This is a genomic window from Flavobacterium anhuiense (assembly GCF_001705175.1).
GTDB classification, from domain to species: Bacteria; Bacteroidota; Bacteroidia; order Flavobacteriales; family Flavobacteriaceae; genus Flavobacterium; species Flavobacterium anhuiense.
In genome coordinates, this window is record NZ_CP016907.1 from 46,850 (window position 1) to 64,163 (window position 17,314).

At 33.6% G+C, this 17,314-nt stretch carries 15 protein-coding genes; 13 read left to right on the forward strand and 2 right to left on the reverse strand.

Annotated elements, in window-relative coordinates:
• Window positions 1-80 precede the first annotated feature (80 nt).
• From BB050_RS00205 to BB050_RS00230, 6 genes are all read left to right on the forward strand, one after another.
• Complete coding sequence (locus BB050_RS00205) at window positions 81-686, forward strand: lactate utilization protein B/C (protein WP_066032158.1); 606 nt, start codon at window positions 81-83, stop codon at window positions 684-686.
• A 1-nt stretch (window position 687) separates the two neighbouring features.
• Window positions 688-1,578, forward strand: a complete 891-nt coding sequence (locus BB050_RS00210) for a phosphatidate cytidylyltransferase (RefSeq protein WP_066032159.1) — start codon at window positions 688-690, stop codon at window positions 1,576-1,578.
• Window positions 1,568-2,221 (forward strand): phosphatidylserine decarboxylase family protein, encoded by a 654-nt coding sequence (locus BB050_RS00215; RefSeq protein ID WP_008462760.1) that lies wholly within the window; start codon window positions 1,568-1,570, stop codon window positions 2,219-2,221. The genes BB050_RS00210 and BB050_RS00215 overlap by 11 nt, the downstream gene beginning before the upstream one ends.
• On the forward strand, window positions 2,222-2,491 hold the full coding sequence (locus BB050_RS00220) for an acyl-CoA-binding protein (RefSeq protein ID WP_008462758.1): 270 nt from the start codon (window positions 2,222-2,224) through the stop codon (window positions 2,489-2,491).
• Between the two features lie 7 nt (window positions 2,492-2,498).
• Complete coding sequence (locus BB050_RS00225) at window positions 2,499-3,278, forward strand: superoxide dismutase (protein WP_008462756.1); 780 nt, start codon at window positions 2,499-2,501, stop codon at window positions 3,276-3,278.
• A 65-nt stretch (window positions 3,279-3,343) separates the two neighbouring features.
• Complete coding sequence (locus BB050_RS00230) at window positions 3,344-4,402, forward strand: glycoside hydrolase family 130 protein (protein ID WP_066032160.1); 1,059 nt, start codon at window positions 3,344-3,346, stop codon at window positions 4,400-4,402.
• Window positions 4,403-4,467: 65 nt separating this feature from the next.
• On the opposite strand, the gene BB050_RS00235 is transcribed toward BB050_RS00230, so the two are convergent.
• Window positions 4,468-6,339, reverse strand: a complete 1,872-nt coding sequence (locus tag BB050_RS00235; RefSeq protein WP_066032161.1) for an alpha-amylase family protein — start codon at window positions 6,337-6,339, stop codon at window positions 4,468-4,470.
• Between the two features lie 281 nt (window positions 6,340-6,620).
• On the opposite strand from BB050_RS00235, the gene BB050_RS00240 reads away from it, so the two are divergent.
• From BB050_RS00240 to BB050_RS00275, 7 genes are all read left to right on the forward strand, one after another.
• Window positions 6,621-8,297: an OstA-like protein gene (locus BB050_RS00240; RefSeq protein ID WP_083219787.1), complete on the forward strand. Its 1,677-nt coding sequence runs from the start codon at window positions 6,621-6,623 to the stop codon at window positions 8,295-8,297.
• Window positions 8,298-8,503: 206 nt separating this feature from the next.
• Window positions 8,504-9,697: an aspartate aminotransferase family protein gene (locus BB050_RS00245; RefSeq protein ID WP_066032162.1), complete on the forward strand. Its 1,194-nt coding sequence runs from the start codon at window positions 8,504-8,506 to the stop codon at window positions 9,695-9,697.
• A 266-nt stretch (window positions 9,698-9,963) separates the two neighbouring features.
• Entirely contained in the window at window positions 9,964-11,358 is a 1,395-nt protein-coding gene (locus BB050_RS00250; RefSeq protein ID WP_035690620.1) for a tetratricopeptide repeat protein, read from the forward strand.
• A gap of 2 nt (window positions 11,359-11,360) precedes the next feature.
• Window positions 11,361-12,113, forward strand: a complete 753-nt coding sequence (locus BB050_RS00255) for a shikimate dehydrogenase family protein (protein ID WP_008462745.1) — start codon at window positions 11,361-11,363, stop codon at window positions 12,111-12,113.
• A gap of 54 nt (window positions 12,114-12,167) precedes the next feature.
• Entirely contained in the window at window positions 12,168-12,920 is a 753-nt protein-coding gene (locus BB050_RS00260; protein ID WP_066032163.1) for a lipid A phosphoethanolamine transferase, read from the forward strand.
• A gap of 249 nt (window positions 12,921-13,169) precedes the next feature.
• On the forward strand, window positions 13,170-15,149 hold the full coding sequence (locus tag BB050_RS00265) for a DUF349 domain-containing protein (protein ID WP_066032164.1): 1,980 nt from the start codon (window positions 13,170-13,172) through the stop codon (window positions 15,147-15,149).
• A 407-nt stretch (window positions 15,150-15,556) separates the two neighbouring features.
• Window positions 15,557-15,976 (forward strand): OsmC family protein, encoded by a 420-nt coding sequence (locus BB050_RS00275; protein WP_008462742.1) that lies wholly within the window; start codon window positions 15,557-15,559, stop codon window positions 15,974-15,976.
• Between the two features lie 58 nt (window positions 15,977-16,034).
• Here BB050_RS00275 and BB050_RS00280 read toward each other — a convergent pair whose 3' ends face one another.
• Window positions 16,035-17,303 (reverse strand): tetratricopeptide repeat protein, encoded by a 1,269-nt coding sequence (locus BB050_RS00280; protein ID WP_066032166.1) that lies wholly within the window; start codon window positions 17,301-17,303, stop codon window positions 16,035-16,037.
• Window positions 17,304-17,314 lie beyond the last annotated feature (11 nt).

Consider the following 17,314-nt stretch of genomic DNA (forward strand, 5'->3'; position numbering starts at 1 on the left):
AATTCAAAAGTCCCTTTTGAATTAAGATTTTTTTATCTTTGAACGTTTTCAATTAACATGTAAAGCATTTCATATAAAAAATGAATTTTTTCAAAAAAATATTTGGCTCTAGTGAGGCCGCTTCTGATGAAGTGAACGAAAGCGAATATGCAGGAACTTCTGCGCAGAACAGTCATTTATCCTTAGATGAACAATTTATTTTCAATTTCAAAAAAAATGGAGGTAAATTCTTGTACTGCGAAAACATGGGAGAGGTTTCTGAACAATTTGAAAATATCTTAGAAGAAAATGATTGGTTTGAACAAGAAGTTTTATGTTACGAACCTGCCTTATTTGGTTTATTAGACGAAAACAAATTATTTTACATTGCCCCTGCTAAACCAAAATTCTTATTGGCAAGCTGCGAGAACCTTATTGCTGATGAAGGCTCTATTTTATTTTCATCAAAACAAATCAGACAGAACAAACCAAACGAATTACCTGCAAATATTGTTATTATAGCCACTACCAGCCAAATCCTACCAATGAAAAGCGACGGATTGAGCGCTATAAAACGCAAATACGAAAGAGACATACCTACTAATATCACTACAATAAAATATTTCGAAAAAGCGAAAGACGAAGATTTTACTCAATACGGAAGTGTTGCAAAAAACCTTTATTTACTGCTTTTAGAAGATCTTTAAGATGAACGAAACACTGAAGAGAACCATTTCTGGTGCTGTTTATATCGCTTTATTACTAACTTCGATATTGTTTTCTACAGAAAGCTTCATTACCCTTTTTGGTGTTTTCCTGATTATTACGATATACGAATTTTCTAATATCGTAAACCTGAATAAAATATTTTCTATTCTCTTCGGAATTTCAATTTATGCCGCAATTATCCTTGTAAGTCACTACAACAAACAGACTACTGCATTTATAAACGATACATTTAATTCTAATATCAGTTTAGACACTAATATCAAACAGCTGGATTTAATTCTTCTGGCAGTTACCATTGTCGTTTCTATAAAATGCATCATATTCTTGTTTTACGATTCTGTTCAAAAAGTAAGCACTTCATCAAAATATTTATATCTGCTTGGATATATTACGCTTCCTTTTGTATTTATTGTCAAAATCTCTTTTGGAACAAATGATTATAATCCAAAAATTATCTTAGGATTATTTGTTTTGATTTGGACGAATGACACTTTTGCTTATTTGGTCGGAAAATCAATGGGAAAACACAAATTATTTGAACGTGTTTCTCCCAAAAAAACAATTGAAGGTTTTCTTGGCGGTGTAGTTTTTGCCGCATTTGCCGGCTTTCTAATTTCTAAACTCTACATTCAGCCAAAACCTGAATTCAGCAGCAAATCGATTTTAATCTGGACCATTATAGCGTTAATTGTGAGCCTTTTTGGAACTATTGGCGACCTGATAGAATCCAAATTTAAACGAATTGCAGGTGTAAAAGACAGCGGTTCGATTATGCCTGGTCATGGAGGTATTTTAGATCGATTAGATAGTGTTATATTTGTAGCACCAATTATATTTTTATTTTATCAAATTTTATATTATGTTTCATAAAGAAGGTGGCCCGTCTATTTTATTAGGTTCTGTTTTTACAGTAGCAGTACTTTTAATTGCTGATAAATTCATTGATATTGCTTGGCTGAGAATGCTTGTTCAATTTGCAGCACTTGTAATTCTGATTATTATTTTACAATTCTTTAGAAATCCTAAAAGAATTGCAGTTAGAAACAGCGATCACATTTTAGCTCCTGTTGATGGAAAAGTGGTGGTTATCGAGGAAGTTTATGAAGGAGAATATTTTAAAGATAAACGTTTACAGGTTTCTATTTTTATGTCGCCAATCAATGTGCACGTAACGCGTTACGCAATGGATGGAATCATTAAATTTAGCAAATACCATCCTGGAAAATTCCTTGTTGCTTGGCATCCAAAAGCAAGTGAAGAAAACGAAAGAACTACTGTAGTAATCGAAAACGAAACTTTTGGCGCTATTTTATACAGACAAATTGCTGGTGCTTTGGCTCGTAGAATTGTAAACTACGCTAAAGAAGGAATGCAAGTTGTTCAGGGAACTGACGCTGGTTTCATTAAATTTGGTTCAAGAGTAGATTTATTTTTACCTTTAGGTACACCAATCAATGTTGAGTTAAATCAAAAAGCAATTGGTGGAAAAACAATTATTGCTACAAAAGCATAAATGGCTGATAAAGATTTAGATATTCGCTTTAATAAAGCTGTAGAAGTCGCCATGACAATGACTCAAGCTTCGCTGCCACAAGACGTGCAGTTAAGACTTTATGCTTTTTACAAACAGGCTACTTTTGGAACAGCAGTTTACAACCAATCTCAAAATTTTGATTTACGAGATGCTTTTAAAACTAATGCCTGGATGCAGATAAGCCATATGTCTGTAGATGAAGCTAAAGAAAATTATATCGAGATTATCAATTCATTAACATCAAAATAAAAACATTATGAAGAAAAACGTTGTTCTTTTCAGCACTTTAGCTTCATTTTTACTATTATTTTCCTGTAAAGAAGATAAGCTGGTTGAAGTTGTTGAAGTTCCTCTTCCAACAAAAGAAGAAAAAATAACTATCGGTTCGCCAAATGATGTTAAAGCCGATCCTGGTTCTTTTGAAATGACAAAATTGCCATTTAATTATGATGCATTGGCACCAGACATTAGAAGCTTAACTTTAGAAACACATTATTCTAAGCATTATTTGTCGTATACAAATAATTTCAACAAAGAAATTCTTTCGACTGAGTTTGAAAATATGCCTATTGAAGACATTTTAAAAAAAATGCCTCTTACGAATTTAAAACTTCGTCAGAATGCGGGTGGATATTATAATCATACTTTGTATTTTAATATTCTCAGCCCGAAAGAACAAACTCCAAAAGATACTCTTGCAGGCTCTATAAATAAAGAATTTGGTTCTTTCAACAATCTGACAAATCAGTTTAAAGCACAGTCAGAAAAGCAGTTTGGTTCTGGATGGGTTTGGCTGGTTGTGGATAGATATGGCAAGCTACAAATTACTACCACAGACAATCAAGATAACCCATTGATGAAGAATGCTCTGATTCCAGGAACTCCGATTATGGGAATCGATCTTTGGGAACATGCTTATTATTTAGATTACCAAAACAGAAAAGGCAGTTATATTGATGCTTTTTACAATCATATCAATTGGGAAAAAGTAAACGAATATTACGTTGAAGCACTCAAGAAGGTTAAAAAAGTATAGAAAACAAGCTGATGCAATTAAGTGTCAGCTTTTTTTTATACCTTTTAGGTACTTAAACGAAGATCATGAAAGATATTGCCAATCGTTTTGCAGAAAACCCTATATTATCTCCATCAGATATACCACCAAGCAGAGAAGGTCTTGAAATTACCTGTCTATTAAATCCCGGCGTTTTTAGGTTTCAAAATAAAATCTGGCTGGCCGTACGTGTCGCAGAAAGACCTAAACAAATAGAAAATAGTATTTCGTTTCCAATTCTGACAGAAGCAGGAACAATTCAAATTATTGAAATCTTAAAAAATCATCCCGAACTTATTGCAACAGATGCCCGTGTAATTAACTATCAAGGAATCGATTATTTAACCACTTTATCACACATTCGCTTATTGTGCAGCGAAGACGGAAAACATTTTTATGAACCCGAAGATTACCCGCACTTGGTTGGCGAAGGAATACTGGAAACTTTCGGAATTGAAGATTGCCGCGTTTCTTTAATAGAAGATAAATATTACCTGACTTTTACTTCTGTATCTCCTAGCGGCGTGGGCGTGGGCCTACGAACCACAACCGATTGGAAAAACTTTCAAAAACACGGAATGATATTTCCTCCTCACAATAAAGACTGTGCGATTTTTGAAGAAAAAATAAACGGCTTGTTTTACGCCTTACATCGTCCAAGTAGTGTAGACATTGGCGGAAATTATATTTGGATTGCCTCTTCTCCAGATGGCGTTCATTGGGGAAATCATAAATGCATTATCAAAACTAGAAAAGAAAGTTGGGACAGTAAAAGAGTCGGCGCGGGAGCTGCCCCCATAAAAACAGAATTGGGTTGGCTAGAAATTTACCACGGAGCCAACGAATTTCATCAATATTGTCTCGGTGCTTTTTTATTGGATTTGGAAGATCCTACGAAAGTAATTTCTAGAACAGAAACCCCAATTATGTTTCCGAAAACAAATTATGAATTGAGCGGTTTTTTTGGAAATGTCGTTTTTACAAACGGCCATATCCTTGATCCGGATGGCGATACACTAACAGTCTATTATGGCGCTTCAGACGAGTTTGTATGCGGGGCGACATTTTCTATAAAAGAGATTTTTTCTTTGCTGAAAAAGGTTTAAAAAACAAAAAAACTTGTTTAGCCAATCCCAAACAAGTTTTCTTTTCTATAATATTTCAATTGCTTTTATATCAATTCTAAAATCAAAGATTCTGATGGCTCAATTGAGATTTTAGCTTCTCCTTGCCCATTTTGCACTTTCAATACAAACGTTTTATCTTTGTACAATTGATCTTTTAAATGATATTCCCCATCTTTTAAATTCCATTTTGAAATGAGTGATGAAGGCACTTTTAAATCAAATTCGCTTCCTTTTTCAGAAGAGAAATTAGCAACTACAATCAGCTTTTGACTTTCAGACCAACGTGCGTAAGAATATAGCAAAGCATCATAATTTTCATTATTTTGACGGTTTACCGTTTGAATTTCTTCAAAATTTTCCATCAAAGCACTACTGTTAATAGTAAAATTCAATAATCGTTTGTAAAAATCACGAAGCTGTTTTTCAGATTCAGAAAGCTGACCTCCATCAAATTTACCGCCATTCATCCAGCGCTGATGGTTTGGAACTCCGATATAATCAAAAATCGATGTTCGTGAGCGTTTTCCAAAACCAGCATCTTCATTTCCTGCCTCTCCTACTTCTTGTCCAAAATAAATCATTGTTGGCGAAGTGCTTATTGTTGCCGAAACCACCATTAAAGGCTTTCCTCTTTCTGGCGTTCCAGCAAATTCTGGACTTGCCAAACGCTGTTCGTCATGATTATCTAGAAAATGAAGCATATGATGCTCAATATCAGACATCCCGTTCTGAATTTTTGTCAATTCGTCTGGAGAAGATTTTCCACGAATAATATCTTTCAGTTTATCATAAGTTTCTACTTTATCGTACAGATAATCCATTTTTCCCAAACGGATATAATTGCGATATTCATTCGGATTATAAACTTCTGCCAATAAAAATGCATTTGGATTTTTTATTTTAATGGATGAATTCATATAACTCCAGAATTCATATGGAACCATTTCGGCCATATCATAACGGAATCCGTCAACGCCTTTTGCTGTCCAGTATAATGCAATATCTCTAAATTTCTTCCAAGAATCAGGAACATCTTTATCTTGCCAAAAAGCAAAATGCTCTTGATACGATTTCTGGTCAAAACCAGCAGGAAGTTCAGGAAAATCTTTGCTTTCATCTGGACGCACTCCATAATTTACTTTTACCGTTTCGTACCAGTCATTTTGATCCGGCTTAATTTTACGAGAGCCATTTCCTGTCCATTTTGCTGGATTTTCATCAAATTTCCCATCAATAAGCGGATTTTTCTCTCCGTTTAAAGGAATGTCTCCATCAGGAATTTCAAAATGTTGTTGCGGAATATAATAGAAATTATTGTCTCGTTTGTATTCAACCGTAACATCATCATCTGCACCAAAATCTTTTACTCCTGCTGGATTTGATTTCCCTTCATATTTTCTTGCAATATGATTTGGGACAATATCTATAATAACTTTCAAACCTGCATTATGAGTTCGCTTAATTAAAGCCTCAAATTCTTCTAATCGTTTTGCAGGATTTACCGCCAAATCTGGATTTACATTATAATAATCTTTTACGGCATAAGGAGAACCTGCACGACCTTTTACCACTTCTGGATCATCATTTGAAATTCCGTATGCCGTATAATCACGGACCAAAGCATGATGAGGAACTCCTGTGTACCAAATATAAGTAACACCCAAATCTTTTATTTCTTGAAGCGCTTTGTCTGTAAAATCATTAAATTTTCCCACTCCATTCTCCTCAATTGTTCCCCACGGTTTGTTGGTTGTATTTTTATTTCCAAAAAGACGAGTAAAAACTTGATAGACTACAACTTTTTTTTCTGTTGCAGTTGGTTCGTTTGCTGTGCTCATTTTTAAATCTTTTGTTTTACAGGCTGAAAATAGAACCGTTAATGTTATTCCGGCTGCGATTATTTTTTTACTTATCATATTTTGGGCTATTCTTAACTTATCTTATTAGTTTTGATTCAAAAAAACTTGAAACAATTTTCTAAAATAGGTCATTTTTTAAAACTCCGAAAACGATTTATCTAATTTACAATGTTTTCAGCTTAAAAAACAACTACTACAACGTGAGAGTTGGAGTTTTTGTTGAAAAATTAAATAGCACTTGAATCCTACTTTAGACTGTTAATGACTTATTATAAATTAATCCTAATATCAGCCACAGGTTCTAACCTTTTTTATAAATTTGACAAAAATTTAATCAGTTGAAGAAATCACTCTTTTTCATATTCTATTGTCTGTTTCTTAGCGTACAATTTATTTCTGCGCAGGCAAAAAAAACTGCACAAACCCCGAAAACAATCGTCATCGAGAATGCTGACTTTTCTGATGTGGATCAGGTTAATGTGCCAGATGCGCTTTTACTTACCGGAAATGTAAAAGTAAACCATGATGGTGTAGTATTGACTTGCAACAAAGCCTATTTTTTTCAAAAAGAGAATTATCTAAAAGCATTCGGAAATGTACAGTTAGTACAGGGAGATACCTTATTTCTGAATAGTAAATATGCTGAATATAGCGGTAATGCAAAAAAAGCCTTTGCTACAGGAAATGCCGTTTTAACTTCACCAGATGCTACTTTGCAAACCGACACTATTAATTTTGATAGAAATGTTCAGGAAGCATTTTACAACACCAAAGGAACCATTGTCAATAAAGACAATACTTTGGTAAGTAAATCTGGAAAGTATTTTGTGAAAGAAAAGAAATTTCAGTTTCTGACTGAAGTTACGATTACAAATCCAAAGTATGTAATAAAATCAAACCATTTGGATTATTACAGCAATTCGGGACATACCTATCTTCTTGGCCCTTCCACTATTACGAGCAAGGCTAATTATATTTATACCGAAAAAGGTTTCTATGATACCAAGAAAAACTTAGCACATTTTCTTCGAAAATCATACATAAAATACGATGACAGGCGTATAGAAGGCGATAGTTTGTTTTACAATCGAAATACCGAATTTGCTTCAGCAACACGAAATGTAAAAATTACCGACTCCATCAATAAAGGAATTGTAAAAGGCCATTATGCAGAGCTTTACAAACTGAAAGACTCGATGTTTGTTACCAAAAGAGCTGTTGCAATTAATCTTGTTGAAAATGACTCAGTTTACATTCACGGACAAAAATTAATGGTTACAGGAAAAGAAGGAGAAAGAATTTTGAGAGCATATAAAAATGTTCGCTTTTACAAAACAGATATGAGCGGTAAATGTGACTCTATACATTCTGATTCCAAAATAGCCTTAACAAAATTGATCGGAAATCCAATTCTTTGGAATGGAGAAAACCAAATTACAGGAGACGTAATGCACTTGATTGGCGATAATAAAACAAGAAAAATTGACTCTCTAAAAGTATTGAACAATACTTTCGTCTTGTCCAAGGATACACTCGGAACAGGATTCAATCAGGTCAAGGGACTCAATTTGTTTGGAAAATTCAGGGATGGAAAACTTCATGATGTTGATGTCATCAAAAACACCGAAGTAATTTATTATATGCGGAATGACACCAATGAACTGATCGGAATTAATAAAAATGTCAGTAGTAAAATCAATATGATTTTGGAAAATAATGCCATTGAAACGATTACGTTTTTCAATAAAGTCGACGGAGATATTTTCCCTGAAGATGAACTTCCTGAAAATGCTAGAAAACTGCGAGGAATGAAATGGCGTGGTGACGAAAGAATAAAATCGAAAGACGATATTTTTACCGCAGAAGAAAACGAAGAAAATGACAAATTGATTAAACAAGGAAAAGACGAAGAAGAAAAAGGCAAAAACGTTCCACTGAAAGTCAGAAAGGAAACTTTGAATTACGATAAGAAGAATCCTGCTGCTAAGACAGATACGAAAGCCAAAAGTAAGTAGTTTTCAGTCTCAGTGACAGTTTACAATGCTTTGCTATTGTTTAAACCACAAAGTTAACTTAAGCGTAAAGTCAAAACCTTAGAACCTTAGAACCTCAGTAACTTTGCTACTTTGAACCAAAAAAGTTTTCAGTCACAGTCACAGTTTACAGTTAAAAACACAGAAGCTCAGAATCTTAGTATCTCAGCAAATTAGAAGCTAAAAAAATGAATCCAGATTTTATAAAATACCAAGCGCAAACTTCTCCTTACCCACTCGGAATGGAAGTTTCGCATGCCATTGGCTCATACATTTACGATACAAACGATAAAAAATATTTAGATTTTGTTGCCGGAGTTTCAGCTTGTACTTTAGGACATCAGCATCCGAGAGTCAATCAAGCTATAAAAGATCAGTTGGACAAATATTCGCACGTAATGGTTTATGGTGAATATTCTCAAAGTCCAGCCGTTCAATATTGCAAAATGATGGCTTCTCTGCTTCCAGAATCTTTAAATAAAACCTATTTGGTTAATTCAGGTACTGAAGCGATCGAAGGCTCTTTAAAATTAGCCAAACGCGTTACAGGACGCAGCCAGCTTATTTCTTGCCACAACGCTTATCACGGAAACACAATGGGTTCTATGAGTGTAATGGGATTTGAAGAGCGAAAACAAGCTTTTAGACCTTTGCTTCCAGATATTGATTTTATCACTTTCAATAACGAAGAAGATTTACAAAAGATAACTACTCGAACAGCCGCGATTCTTTTAGAAACTATTCAAGGAGGCGCAGGTTTTATTCAGCCAGAAAATAACTTTTTACAGAAAGTCCGCAAACGCTGCGATGAAGTTGGAGCATTAATGATTGTTGATGAAATCCAACCAGGTTTTGGAAGAACTGGAAAACTTTTTGGTTTTCAAAATTATGATGTTGTTCCAGACATTGTGGTTATGGGTAAAGGAATGGGCGGCGGGATGCCAGTTGGCGCTTTTACTGCTTCTGCCGAAAAAATGGATCTTTTAACCGAAAACCCAAAATTAGGACATATAACCACTTTTGGAGGCCATCCTGTCATTGCGTCAGCTTGTCTCGCTACTTTGCAAGAATTAACTGAAACAAATTTAATGGCAGAAACACTAGAGAAGGAAAAACTCTTCAGATCGCTTTTGGTACATCCTTTGATTACAGAAGTTAGAGGAAAAGGATTAATGCTTGCCGCCATGACAGAATCGGCAGACATTACAAACGAAGTCATTTTAACCTGTCAAGACAGAGGACTTATTTTATTCTGGCTTTTATTTGAAGGATGCGCCATAAGAATTACACCTCCTTTGACCATTTCTGAGGACGAAATTAGAGAAGGATGCGCGATTATTTTAGAAGTGATGGATGAAATAATGAAGAAGAACAACAACTAAATATAAAAAATTATTTTGAGCGCTGTTTTTAATAAAATAGACAGAAATTAAAGCTCAATTTCTATTTCTAAAAAGTCTTCCAATAGAAATAAAAAAATGACAAAACTGAAGCTAATCCCTTAAGAATAAAAGAGATTTCTTCCCAAAATAGAATAAAAAACGCCATATATTGTTAATTAAATTGTTCAAAACAATTAATTTCTTATCCTTACAGCGATTATATGGTTGCCTAAATTTATAACAGGCTAATTTCAAATATACGAAGTATGCAATTAAGCAACGAAGAAGAAGATTATAACCTATCCCTATCCAAATTTGAGTCGATGTTAAAAACCAACAAAGTACTCTTTTTTGATTCTGAAGAATTCGAAGAAATAATTCTTCATTATTTAGACATAGGTAAGGCTAATTTAGCAAAAAAGGCCTTGAAACTTGCATTAGACCAGCATCCAAAATCTACAGGCTTAAAATTAGTACAAGTAGAAATGCTAGTTTATGATGACAAACTCGACATTGCTGAAAAGCTTTTGAATGAGTTATACGCAATTGAACCTAACAACGAGGAAATCTATATCCAAAAAGCCAATATCTGTTCCAAAAGAGATCAGCACGAAAAAGCAGTTGAACTGTTAAAAATTGCGCTTCAATATACTGACGATTATGCTGACGTGTATAATTTGATTGGAATGGAATATCTTTTTATGGATAATCTCGAGCTTGCAAAGGACAGTTTTATCAAATGTCTTGAAGAAGACTTAGAAGATCAATCTGCTCTCTATAACGTAGTGTATTGTTTTGAATTTTTAGATCAAAACCAAGAAGCTATTGTATATCTTAACGAATATATCAACAGAAATCCGTACAGCGAAATTGCTTGGCATCAGCTTGGGCGTCTTCATTATGGCGTAAAAGAATACGAAAATGCCATTCGCGCATTTGATTATGCAACGCTGATTGATGATGAATTTTTAGGGGCTTTTATGGAAAAAGCGAAAGCTTATGAGCGCCTTAAAAAATACAATGAAGCAATTGAAAGCTATAACAGAACCATCGAATTGGACGATGCCACTTCGTATGCTCTGTTGCGAATTGGAAAATGTTACGAAAAACTTGGAAATTTAGCGAAAGCGATCCAATATTATAACCAAACTGTACACGAAGATCCGCTTTTAGACAAAGGTTGGATTGCCATAACAGATTTTCATCTTCGCCAGAAAAACTATCAAAAAGCACTATTTTTTGTGAATAAAGCTTTGGCAATCGACAATCAGAATCGTTTGTATTGGAAAAGATATGCTACGATAAACAAACAGATGAATTTCTTTGAAGAAGCCGAATTTGGTTTCAGAAAAGCAGTTGAATTTGGAGATTATGCATTAGACACTTGGTTATACTGGGTTGATATTCTTCAATTTTTAGGAGAATTTGAAACGGCTATTCAGACTTTATTGCAGGCGACAGAATATTTCCCTGAAGAGAACGAAATCGAATACCGTTTGGCTGGATTATATTTTATGATTCAAGACAACACAAAAGCCAAATTTCATTTAAGCAATGGTTTACGTCTAAACTTTGACAATTATATCTTAATAGAAGATTTGTTTCCAGTAGTTTGGACAAAAAAAACAGTAAAAAATTATATAGAAAAACATCGTAAATAAGAATGGTTGATATTTTATTAAGAAGACGTTTTGGATTATTAGGACGCAACATAAGCTACTCTTTTTCAAAAGGTTATTTTACAGAGAAATTTAATAATGAAGTTTTTGCTGGCAACAGCTATGAGAATTTTGACATTTCTGAGATTAATTACTTCACAGAATTAATTAAAAACAATCCTGATTTAAAGGGATTAAATGTTACTATTCCTTACAAAGAACAAGTTATTCCTTTCTTAGATAAACTATCAAAAAAAGCTGCTCTAATTGGCGCGGTGAATACTATTAAATTTACCAAAAGCGGTAAACTAAAAGGCTACAACACCGATTATTACGGATTCAAAAAGTCTTTAAAACCATTATTAGAGCCTCACCATAAAAAAGCTCTTATTCTAGGAACAGGTGGCGCTTCTAAAGGTGTTGCTTTTGCTTTGGACGAATTGGACATTCCGTACACTTTTGTTTCTAGAGAAGCAAAAGAAAACATTATTGATTATGATTTGATCAACGCTACTACTTTTGATAATTTTCAAATTATAATTAATTGTACCCCAGTTGGAACAAGTCCGAATGTCGAAGCTTGTCCGAATTTGCCATATGAGTTTTTTACAGAAAAACATATTGCTTACGATTTAATCTATAATCCTGCAGAAACCACTTTTCTGCGAAAAGCAAAAGAAAAAGGCGCTGTAATTAAAAATGGATACGATATGCTTATTTTTCAGGCTGAAAAAGCTTGGAAAATCTGGAACAAATAAAGGTAAAATGTTAAAGTAATTTTCGTAAATTAGTCTACTCATTTGCAGACAGTTATGAAGAAACAATTACTTTATTTTAGCATTTTTTTTCTTATTACAGTTCTTGCATCAGCCCAAGACGAAGATATAGACAGAAGCAATAGTCCGTTTGCTGAGCCTAGATATCATTACTTTCTGCAGACCATTCTATTATACAATGAATATTTAGACACTAAAAATGGTTCGTATAACACTACCAATCTGCGTGTGTTACAGCCAATTGGCAACAAAGCGTGGAATCTGAGGTTTGATTTGCCTTTAATATCGACTAACTCTAACTCTATTAATCAAACTGGGCTTGGTGACGTAAGCGCTGGGATTAGTTTTATCCCTTATTTTAAAAAGACCAGCGGAATTGGCCTTAGGACTCGTGTAATCTCAAATTCTGCTGCAGACCCAAGTTTTGGCACAGGAAAATGGGTAGTAATTCCAGCCGGTATTTTTGCAAAATACTTCAATCAAAAGAAATTCTTATGGCTTGCGACTGTTGAACATTCCCAAAGTTTTGCAGGATCAAGCAACAGAAGCGATGTCAGCGTAACCCTGTTAGAAAACAACTTATTATGGTTTTTTGGTAAAAATTGGATTGCTACAGATGTAGCTTTTAGATACAATTACGTTCTAGACGGCTTTCAAAATAATGCCTTTATGGAATTTGGCCGAAAAATCACCCCAACAAATTTAGTATATGTGCACCCTAGCGTAGCATTTGGAGGTGAAAAGTCATATAATTTTGGTATGGAAGTGGGACTGTTGGTTTTGTTTTAATGTAAAACAAACTATCGATTCAGATTCGCTTTTTACGATTAATCTATTTTTTAATTAAAAAAATCGCAAAAATATTATTTCTAACTTATCAATTAAAACAGTAAAAATTAATATATCATACTGCTAAATTGAATTAAATAATAAGAATTTCATCGCAAATTAGCGTATAAACAAAGGATTTATTTTGTATTTAGAAACACCTTTACTATCTTTCGCACTGTTTAAAATAAAAACCTTATACATTTTAAGATGTTAGAAGAAAAGAATGATAACCTGCATGAAGCAGACGGAAAAACTGGAATCGAAATAAATGATTCTGTAGCAAATGATGCAATTGAAATCTCAGATTCTGAAAGTCTGACCGAAGATTTGGTCACAGAAACTGAAAATGAATTAGCTAATCAAGGAGATGGTCATCAAGAAGCATTAGATGTCATTACCAATTCAAATGCTGCTGAAAGCGAAGACGAAACTTTGAAGGAACGTCATGACATTCCTATGCAAGATTATAACACGTTTTCGATGGATGCGCTCGTTGATGAACTTAAAAAACTGGTGAATATAGACAAAGTAATGTCTGTAAAAGATCATATAGAAGAAATCAAAAAGGCTTTCCTGTTACAATATCACCATCTTATAGAAGAGAAAAAAGAAGAATTTTTAGCTTCTAATCCAGATCCTAACGAAGAATTTGAATATCATCTTCCTTTAAAATCAAAATTTGACGAATATTATAATGTTTTTAGAGAGAAAAGAAATGCTCATTTTAAACATTTACAGACCAATTTAAAAACCAATTTAGATAATCGTCTGGCTATTGTTGAAGAATTAAAGGAATTAATTAATCCGCAGGAAAATATCAAAGACACTCTTAAACATTTTAATGAATTAAGAGAAAGATGGAAAAATGCAGGTCCTATTCCGAAAGACAAATACAACCACGTTTGGAACAATTACCATTTTCACGTTGAGAACTTCTACGATTATCTTCATTTAGACCGCGAGGCTAGAGATTTAGATTTTAAACACAACTTAGAATTAAAACAAAAAATTATAGCTCGCGTTGAAGAATTGGTAAACGATGCTGACGTTAATAAATCATTCCGCGAATTACAGGATTTACACCGAATCTGGAAAGAAGAAATCGGACCAGTTTCTAAAGAACACCGTGATGCGATTTGGAATCAGTTTAGCGAACTAACAAAAAAAATACACGATAAGAGAGAGCTTTTATTTGAAAGCCAAAGAGCAAATGAGCAAAAAAATCTTGAAGCTAAAAAAGAAATCATTGCTAAAATTGAAGCGCTCGGAAATGAAAAAGTAAATTCTCATTCGCAATGGCTTATTCAAATTCAAAAAGTAGAAGATCTGAGAAATGAGTTTTTTGCAGCTGGAAAAGTGCCTTCTGAAGTAAATGAAGAAACTTGGGCCGCTTTTAAAACTGCAGTTAGAAATTTCAACGCTTTCAAGAATTCGTTCTACAAGGACATTAAAAAAGACCAAAACGATAACTTAAATAAAAAACTGGCTCTAGTTGCAAAAGCAAAAGAATTACAGGAAAGCACCGATTTTCAAGCTACCACTCCCGTAATGAAACAAATCCAGGAAGAATGGAAACAAATTGGTCATGTCCCTAAAAAATATTCAGATAAAATCTGGAAAGAATTCAAGGACGCCTGCAACCATTATTTCGACAAGTTAAAAGAACACAAATCTGAGGAAAATAGTGAAGAAGTTGCAGCTTTTGACAATAAAAAAGCCTATTTGGATGTATTGAGAGCTTTCCAATTGACTGGAGAACACAAAACAGACTTAGATGCTATAAAAGCGCACATAGAAACTTGGAAGGGATTCGGAAAAGTTCCTTTTTCTAGAAGACACATCGAAGGAAAATTCAATAAAATCTTGGATGCTCTTTTTGAGAAACTGAGCTTAAGCAAAAAAGAATCTGAAATGATGCGTTTTGCAAACCGTCTTGATTCTCTAACTGACAGCAATGATACGCGCAAATTAGACAATGAAAAAATCTTTATCATGCGCAAAATTGAAGAAGTGCAAAATGAAATTTTTCAATTGGAAAATAACATTCAGTTCTTTACCAATACAAAAAATGCTAAAAAAGAGAATTCAATAGTTACAGAAGTACGTAAAAACATCGCTATTCACAAAGAAAGCCTTGAAGTATGGAAGGATAAATTGAAACAATTAAGAAACTTGGGACAAGAATAAACACTTGAAGTTCCAACTTTTATAAATTCCAAATTCCAATTAACAACGCTTAATTGGAATTTGGAATTTTATTTTTTTTATAATTTAAAAAGATGCAATGACAATCATTGTGTCTTTTTTTTTTACCCACAAAGTTCACATAGCGTTGTCTTACTATGATGATGCAAACTTTGACAAAGATTACAAATCCTAAGACAAACTTAAAAACTTTGCATCCTTTGCGTATCCCGATAGCTATCGGGATTGTGCACTTTGCGGTTAAAACTCACTCCAACCTAAACCTAAAACTTAACAATACAATTAAATTTCATAAAATTATTCTGCAAAATATTGATTATATTTGAGTTACCACTATTCATTAACTTCAAACGAACAACATTTAATACTAATTTTTAAATAATAAGAATATGAAATTTACAAGAAAAGCACACGCCAACTGGAAAGGAACTGGTATGGAAGGAAAAGGAACAATTAGTACGCAAAGTACAACTTTAGATAACGCACAACTGTCTTTTAAAACAAGATTTGCAGATGGTGTTGGAACAAATCCAGAAGAATTAGTTGCAGCAGCTCATTCTGGGTGTTTTACGATGCAATTAAGCTTTTTACTTAACGAAGCTGGCTTTACAGCTGATGATTTAACTACAGAAGCTACAGTAACTTTTGAAGACGGAACAATCACTTTAATTCATTTGGATTTAAAAGGCAAAGTTCCTTCCATTTCTGCTGAGCAGTTTGCTTCAACAGCAGCTAAAGCAAAAGAAATTTGTCCGATTTCAAAATTGCTAAATACAACTATCACTTTATCTGCTGAATTAATCAGCTAAAGGCATAAAAAAAACATCCGCCGAGGCGGATGTTTTTTTTATTTTCAAAAGCTAATAATTACATTTTTGCTTTTAAAGCTTTAGCTTCTGCAGTCATTTCAAGAGCATTGTAAACTCCTAATAATGTTTTAGAAACATCTTCGTTTTTAGGATCTAATTCGTTCGCTTTTTTAAGGTATGGAATAACTCCTTTGAAAACAGCTTCTCTTTGCGCTTTTAACACATCGTAACGTTTCATGTCTTTAGCAGAAGTTCCCAATTTGTTCATCTCGTCAATGATTGGTTTTTCAGCTTCTAATTTTAAAGCAGCAAGATTTAAATAAGCATTTGTGTAATCAGGATTGATTTCGATTGCTCTTAAATAATATTTCTCAGCATCTGCATTGTTCTTAGCTCCAGCACTAATTACTCCTAAATTAAATACTAAATCAGCATTGTTCGGATCTTTTTGCAAAGCCTCGCCAACTAATTTTTTGTACATATCGAAGTCCTTAGTCTCTAAGTATAAATTAGCTTCCGTTAAAATTAAAGAAGAATCCTCTGGGTTTGCTTTTCTAGCGTCAGCGATTGCTTTTTTAGCATCTTCTGTACGTCCTTTTTGAACTAAAATTAACGCCAAATTTTTGTAGATTTCACCTCTTTTAGAAGGAATAGCCTCAGTTTTAGGTTTTTCGTGAGTTCCTAATTTAATAGCTAAATCTCTATCTTTAGCGTTAGCAAAGTTATCTTCATTACCGTTAGCTTTGTTTACAGCCAAGTATAAAGTTCCTTTTCCAGAAAAGTTTAATTTTTTCAACTCTTCATACATTGGCAAAGCAAGATCAAAATCTTGTGAATTTACAGCCGTTGAAGCGGCATAATACAAGTTAATCGTATCTTTTTTGTCTAATTCATATGCCTGGTATAATTTCTTTGCACCGTCAACATGTTTGTTTGCTTGTGTATCGGCAATTGCAGAATTAATCAACAATCCTTTAATATTAGTGATTGATGCTGCTGCTTGAGTAGAATATTTCTGTTTTCCAGAAGCTTTTTCAACATCAATTAATTTTTTGTAGCTGTCTGCTGCTGCTAATAAGTTTTTACCTTCTTCAACTTTTTTGTTTGCAAGGTCAAGAAAAGCATTTCCTTGTACGAAATAATATTGTGCTTGTTCTGTATCTTTAGCGTTTGCAATTAAGCTTTCAGCATCTTTCAATTGTGCAAGAGCACCTTGTGCATCTCCGCCTTTTAAAGCTTTTTCAGCATTCTTAATTTGATCTTTTTGAGCAAACGTAGCTACAGAGATCAGTAATGCTGATGCAAGTATTACATATTTACTTTTCATAATGATATTTG

Bases quoted from the DNA above. Each gene is read 5' to 3' on its own strand.
- BB050_RS00205 (WP_066032158.1), top strand. From the start codon at position 81: ATGAATTTTTTCAAAAAAATATTTGGCTCTAGTGAGGCCGCTTCTGAT.
- BB050_RS00210 (WP_066032159.1), top strand. From the start codon at position 688: ATGAACGAAACACTGAAGAGAACCATTTCTGGTGCTGTTTATATCGCT.
- BB050_RS00215 (WP_008462760.1), top strand. From the start codon at position 1,568: ATGTTTCATAAAGAAGGTGGCCCGTCTATTTTATTAGGTTCTGTTTTT.
- BB050_RS00220 (WP_008462758.1), top strand. From the start codon at position 2,222: ATGGCTGATAAAGATTTAGATATTCGCTTTAATAAAGCTGTAGAAGTC.
- BB050_RS00225 (WP_008462756.1), top strand. From the start codon at position 2,499: ATGAAGAAAAACGTTGTTCTTTTCAGCACTTTAGCTTCATTTTTACTA.
- BB050_RS00230 (WP_066032160.1), top strand. From the start codon at position 3,344: ATGAAAGATATTGCCAATCGTTTTGCAGAAAACCCTATATTATCTCCA.
- BB050_RS00235 (WP_066032161.1), bottom strand. From the start codon at position 6,339: ATGATAAGTAAAAAAATAATCGCAGCCGGAATAACATTAACGGTTCTA.
- BB050_RS00245 (WP_066032162.1), top strand. From the start codon at position 8,504: ATGAATCCAGATTTTATAAAATACCAAGCGCAAACTTCTCCTTACCCA.
- BB050_RS00250 (WP_035690620.1), top strand. From the start codon at position 9,964: ATGCAATTAAGCAACGAAGAAGAAGATTATAACCTATCCCTATCCAAA.
- BB050_RS00255 (WP_008462745.1), top strand. From the start codon at position 11,361: ATGGTTGATATTTTATTAAGAAGACGTTTTGGATTATTAGGACGCAAC.
- BB050_RS00260 (WP_066032163.1), top strand. From the start codon at position 12,168: ATGAAGAAACAATTACTTTATTTTAGCATTTTTTTTCTTATTACAGTT.
- BB050_RS00265 (WP_066032164.1), top strand. From the start codon at position 13,170: ATGTTAGAAGAAAAGAATGATAACCTGCATGAAGCAGACGGAAAAACT.
- BB050_RS00275 (WP_008462742.1), top strand. From the start codon at position 15,557: ATGAAATTTACAAGAAAAGCACACGCCAACTGGAAAGGAACTGGTATG.
- BB050_RS00280 (WP_066032166.1), bottom strand. From the start codon at position 17,303: ATGAAAAGTAAATATGTAATACTTGCATCAGCATTACTGATCTCTGTA.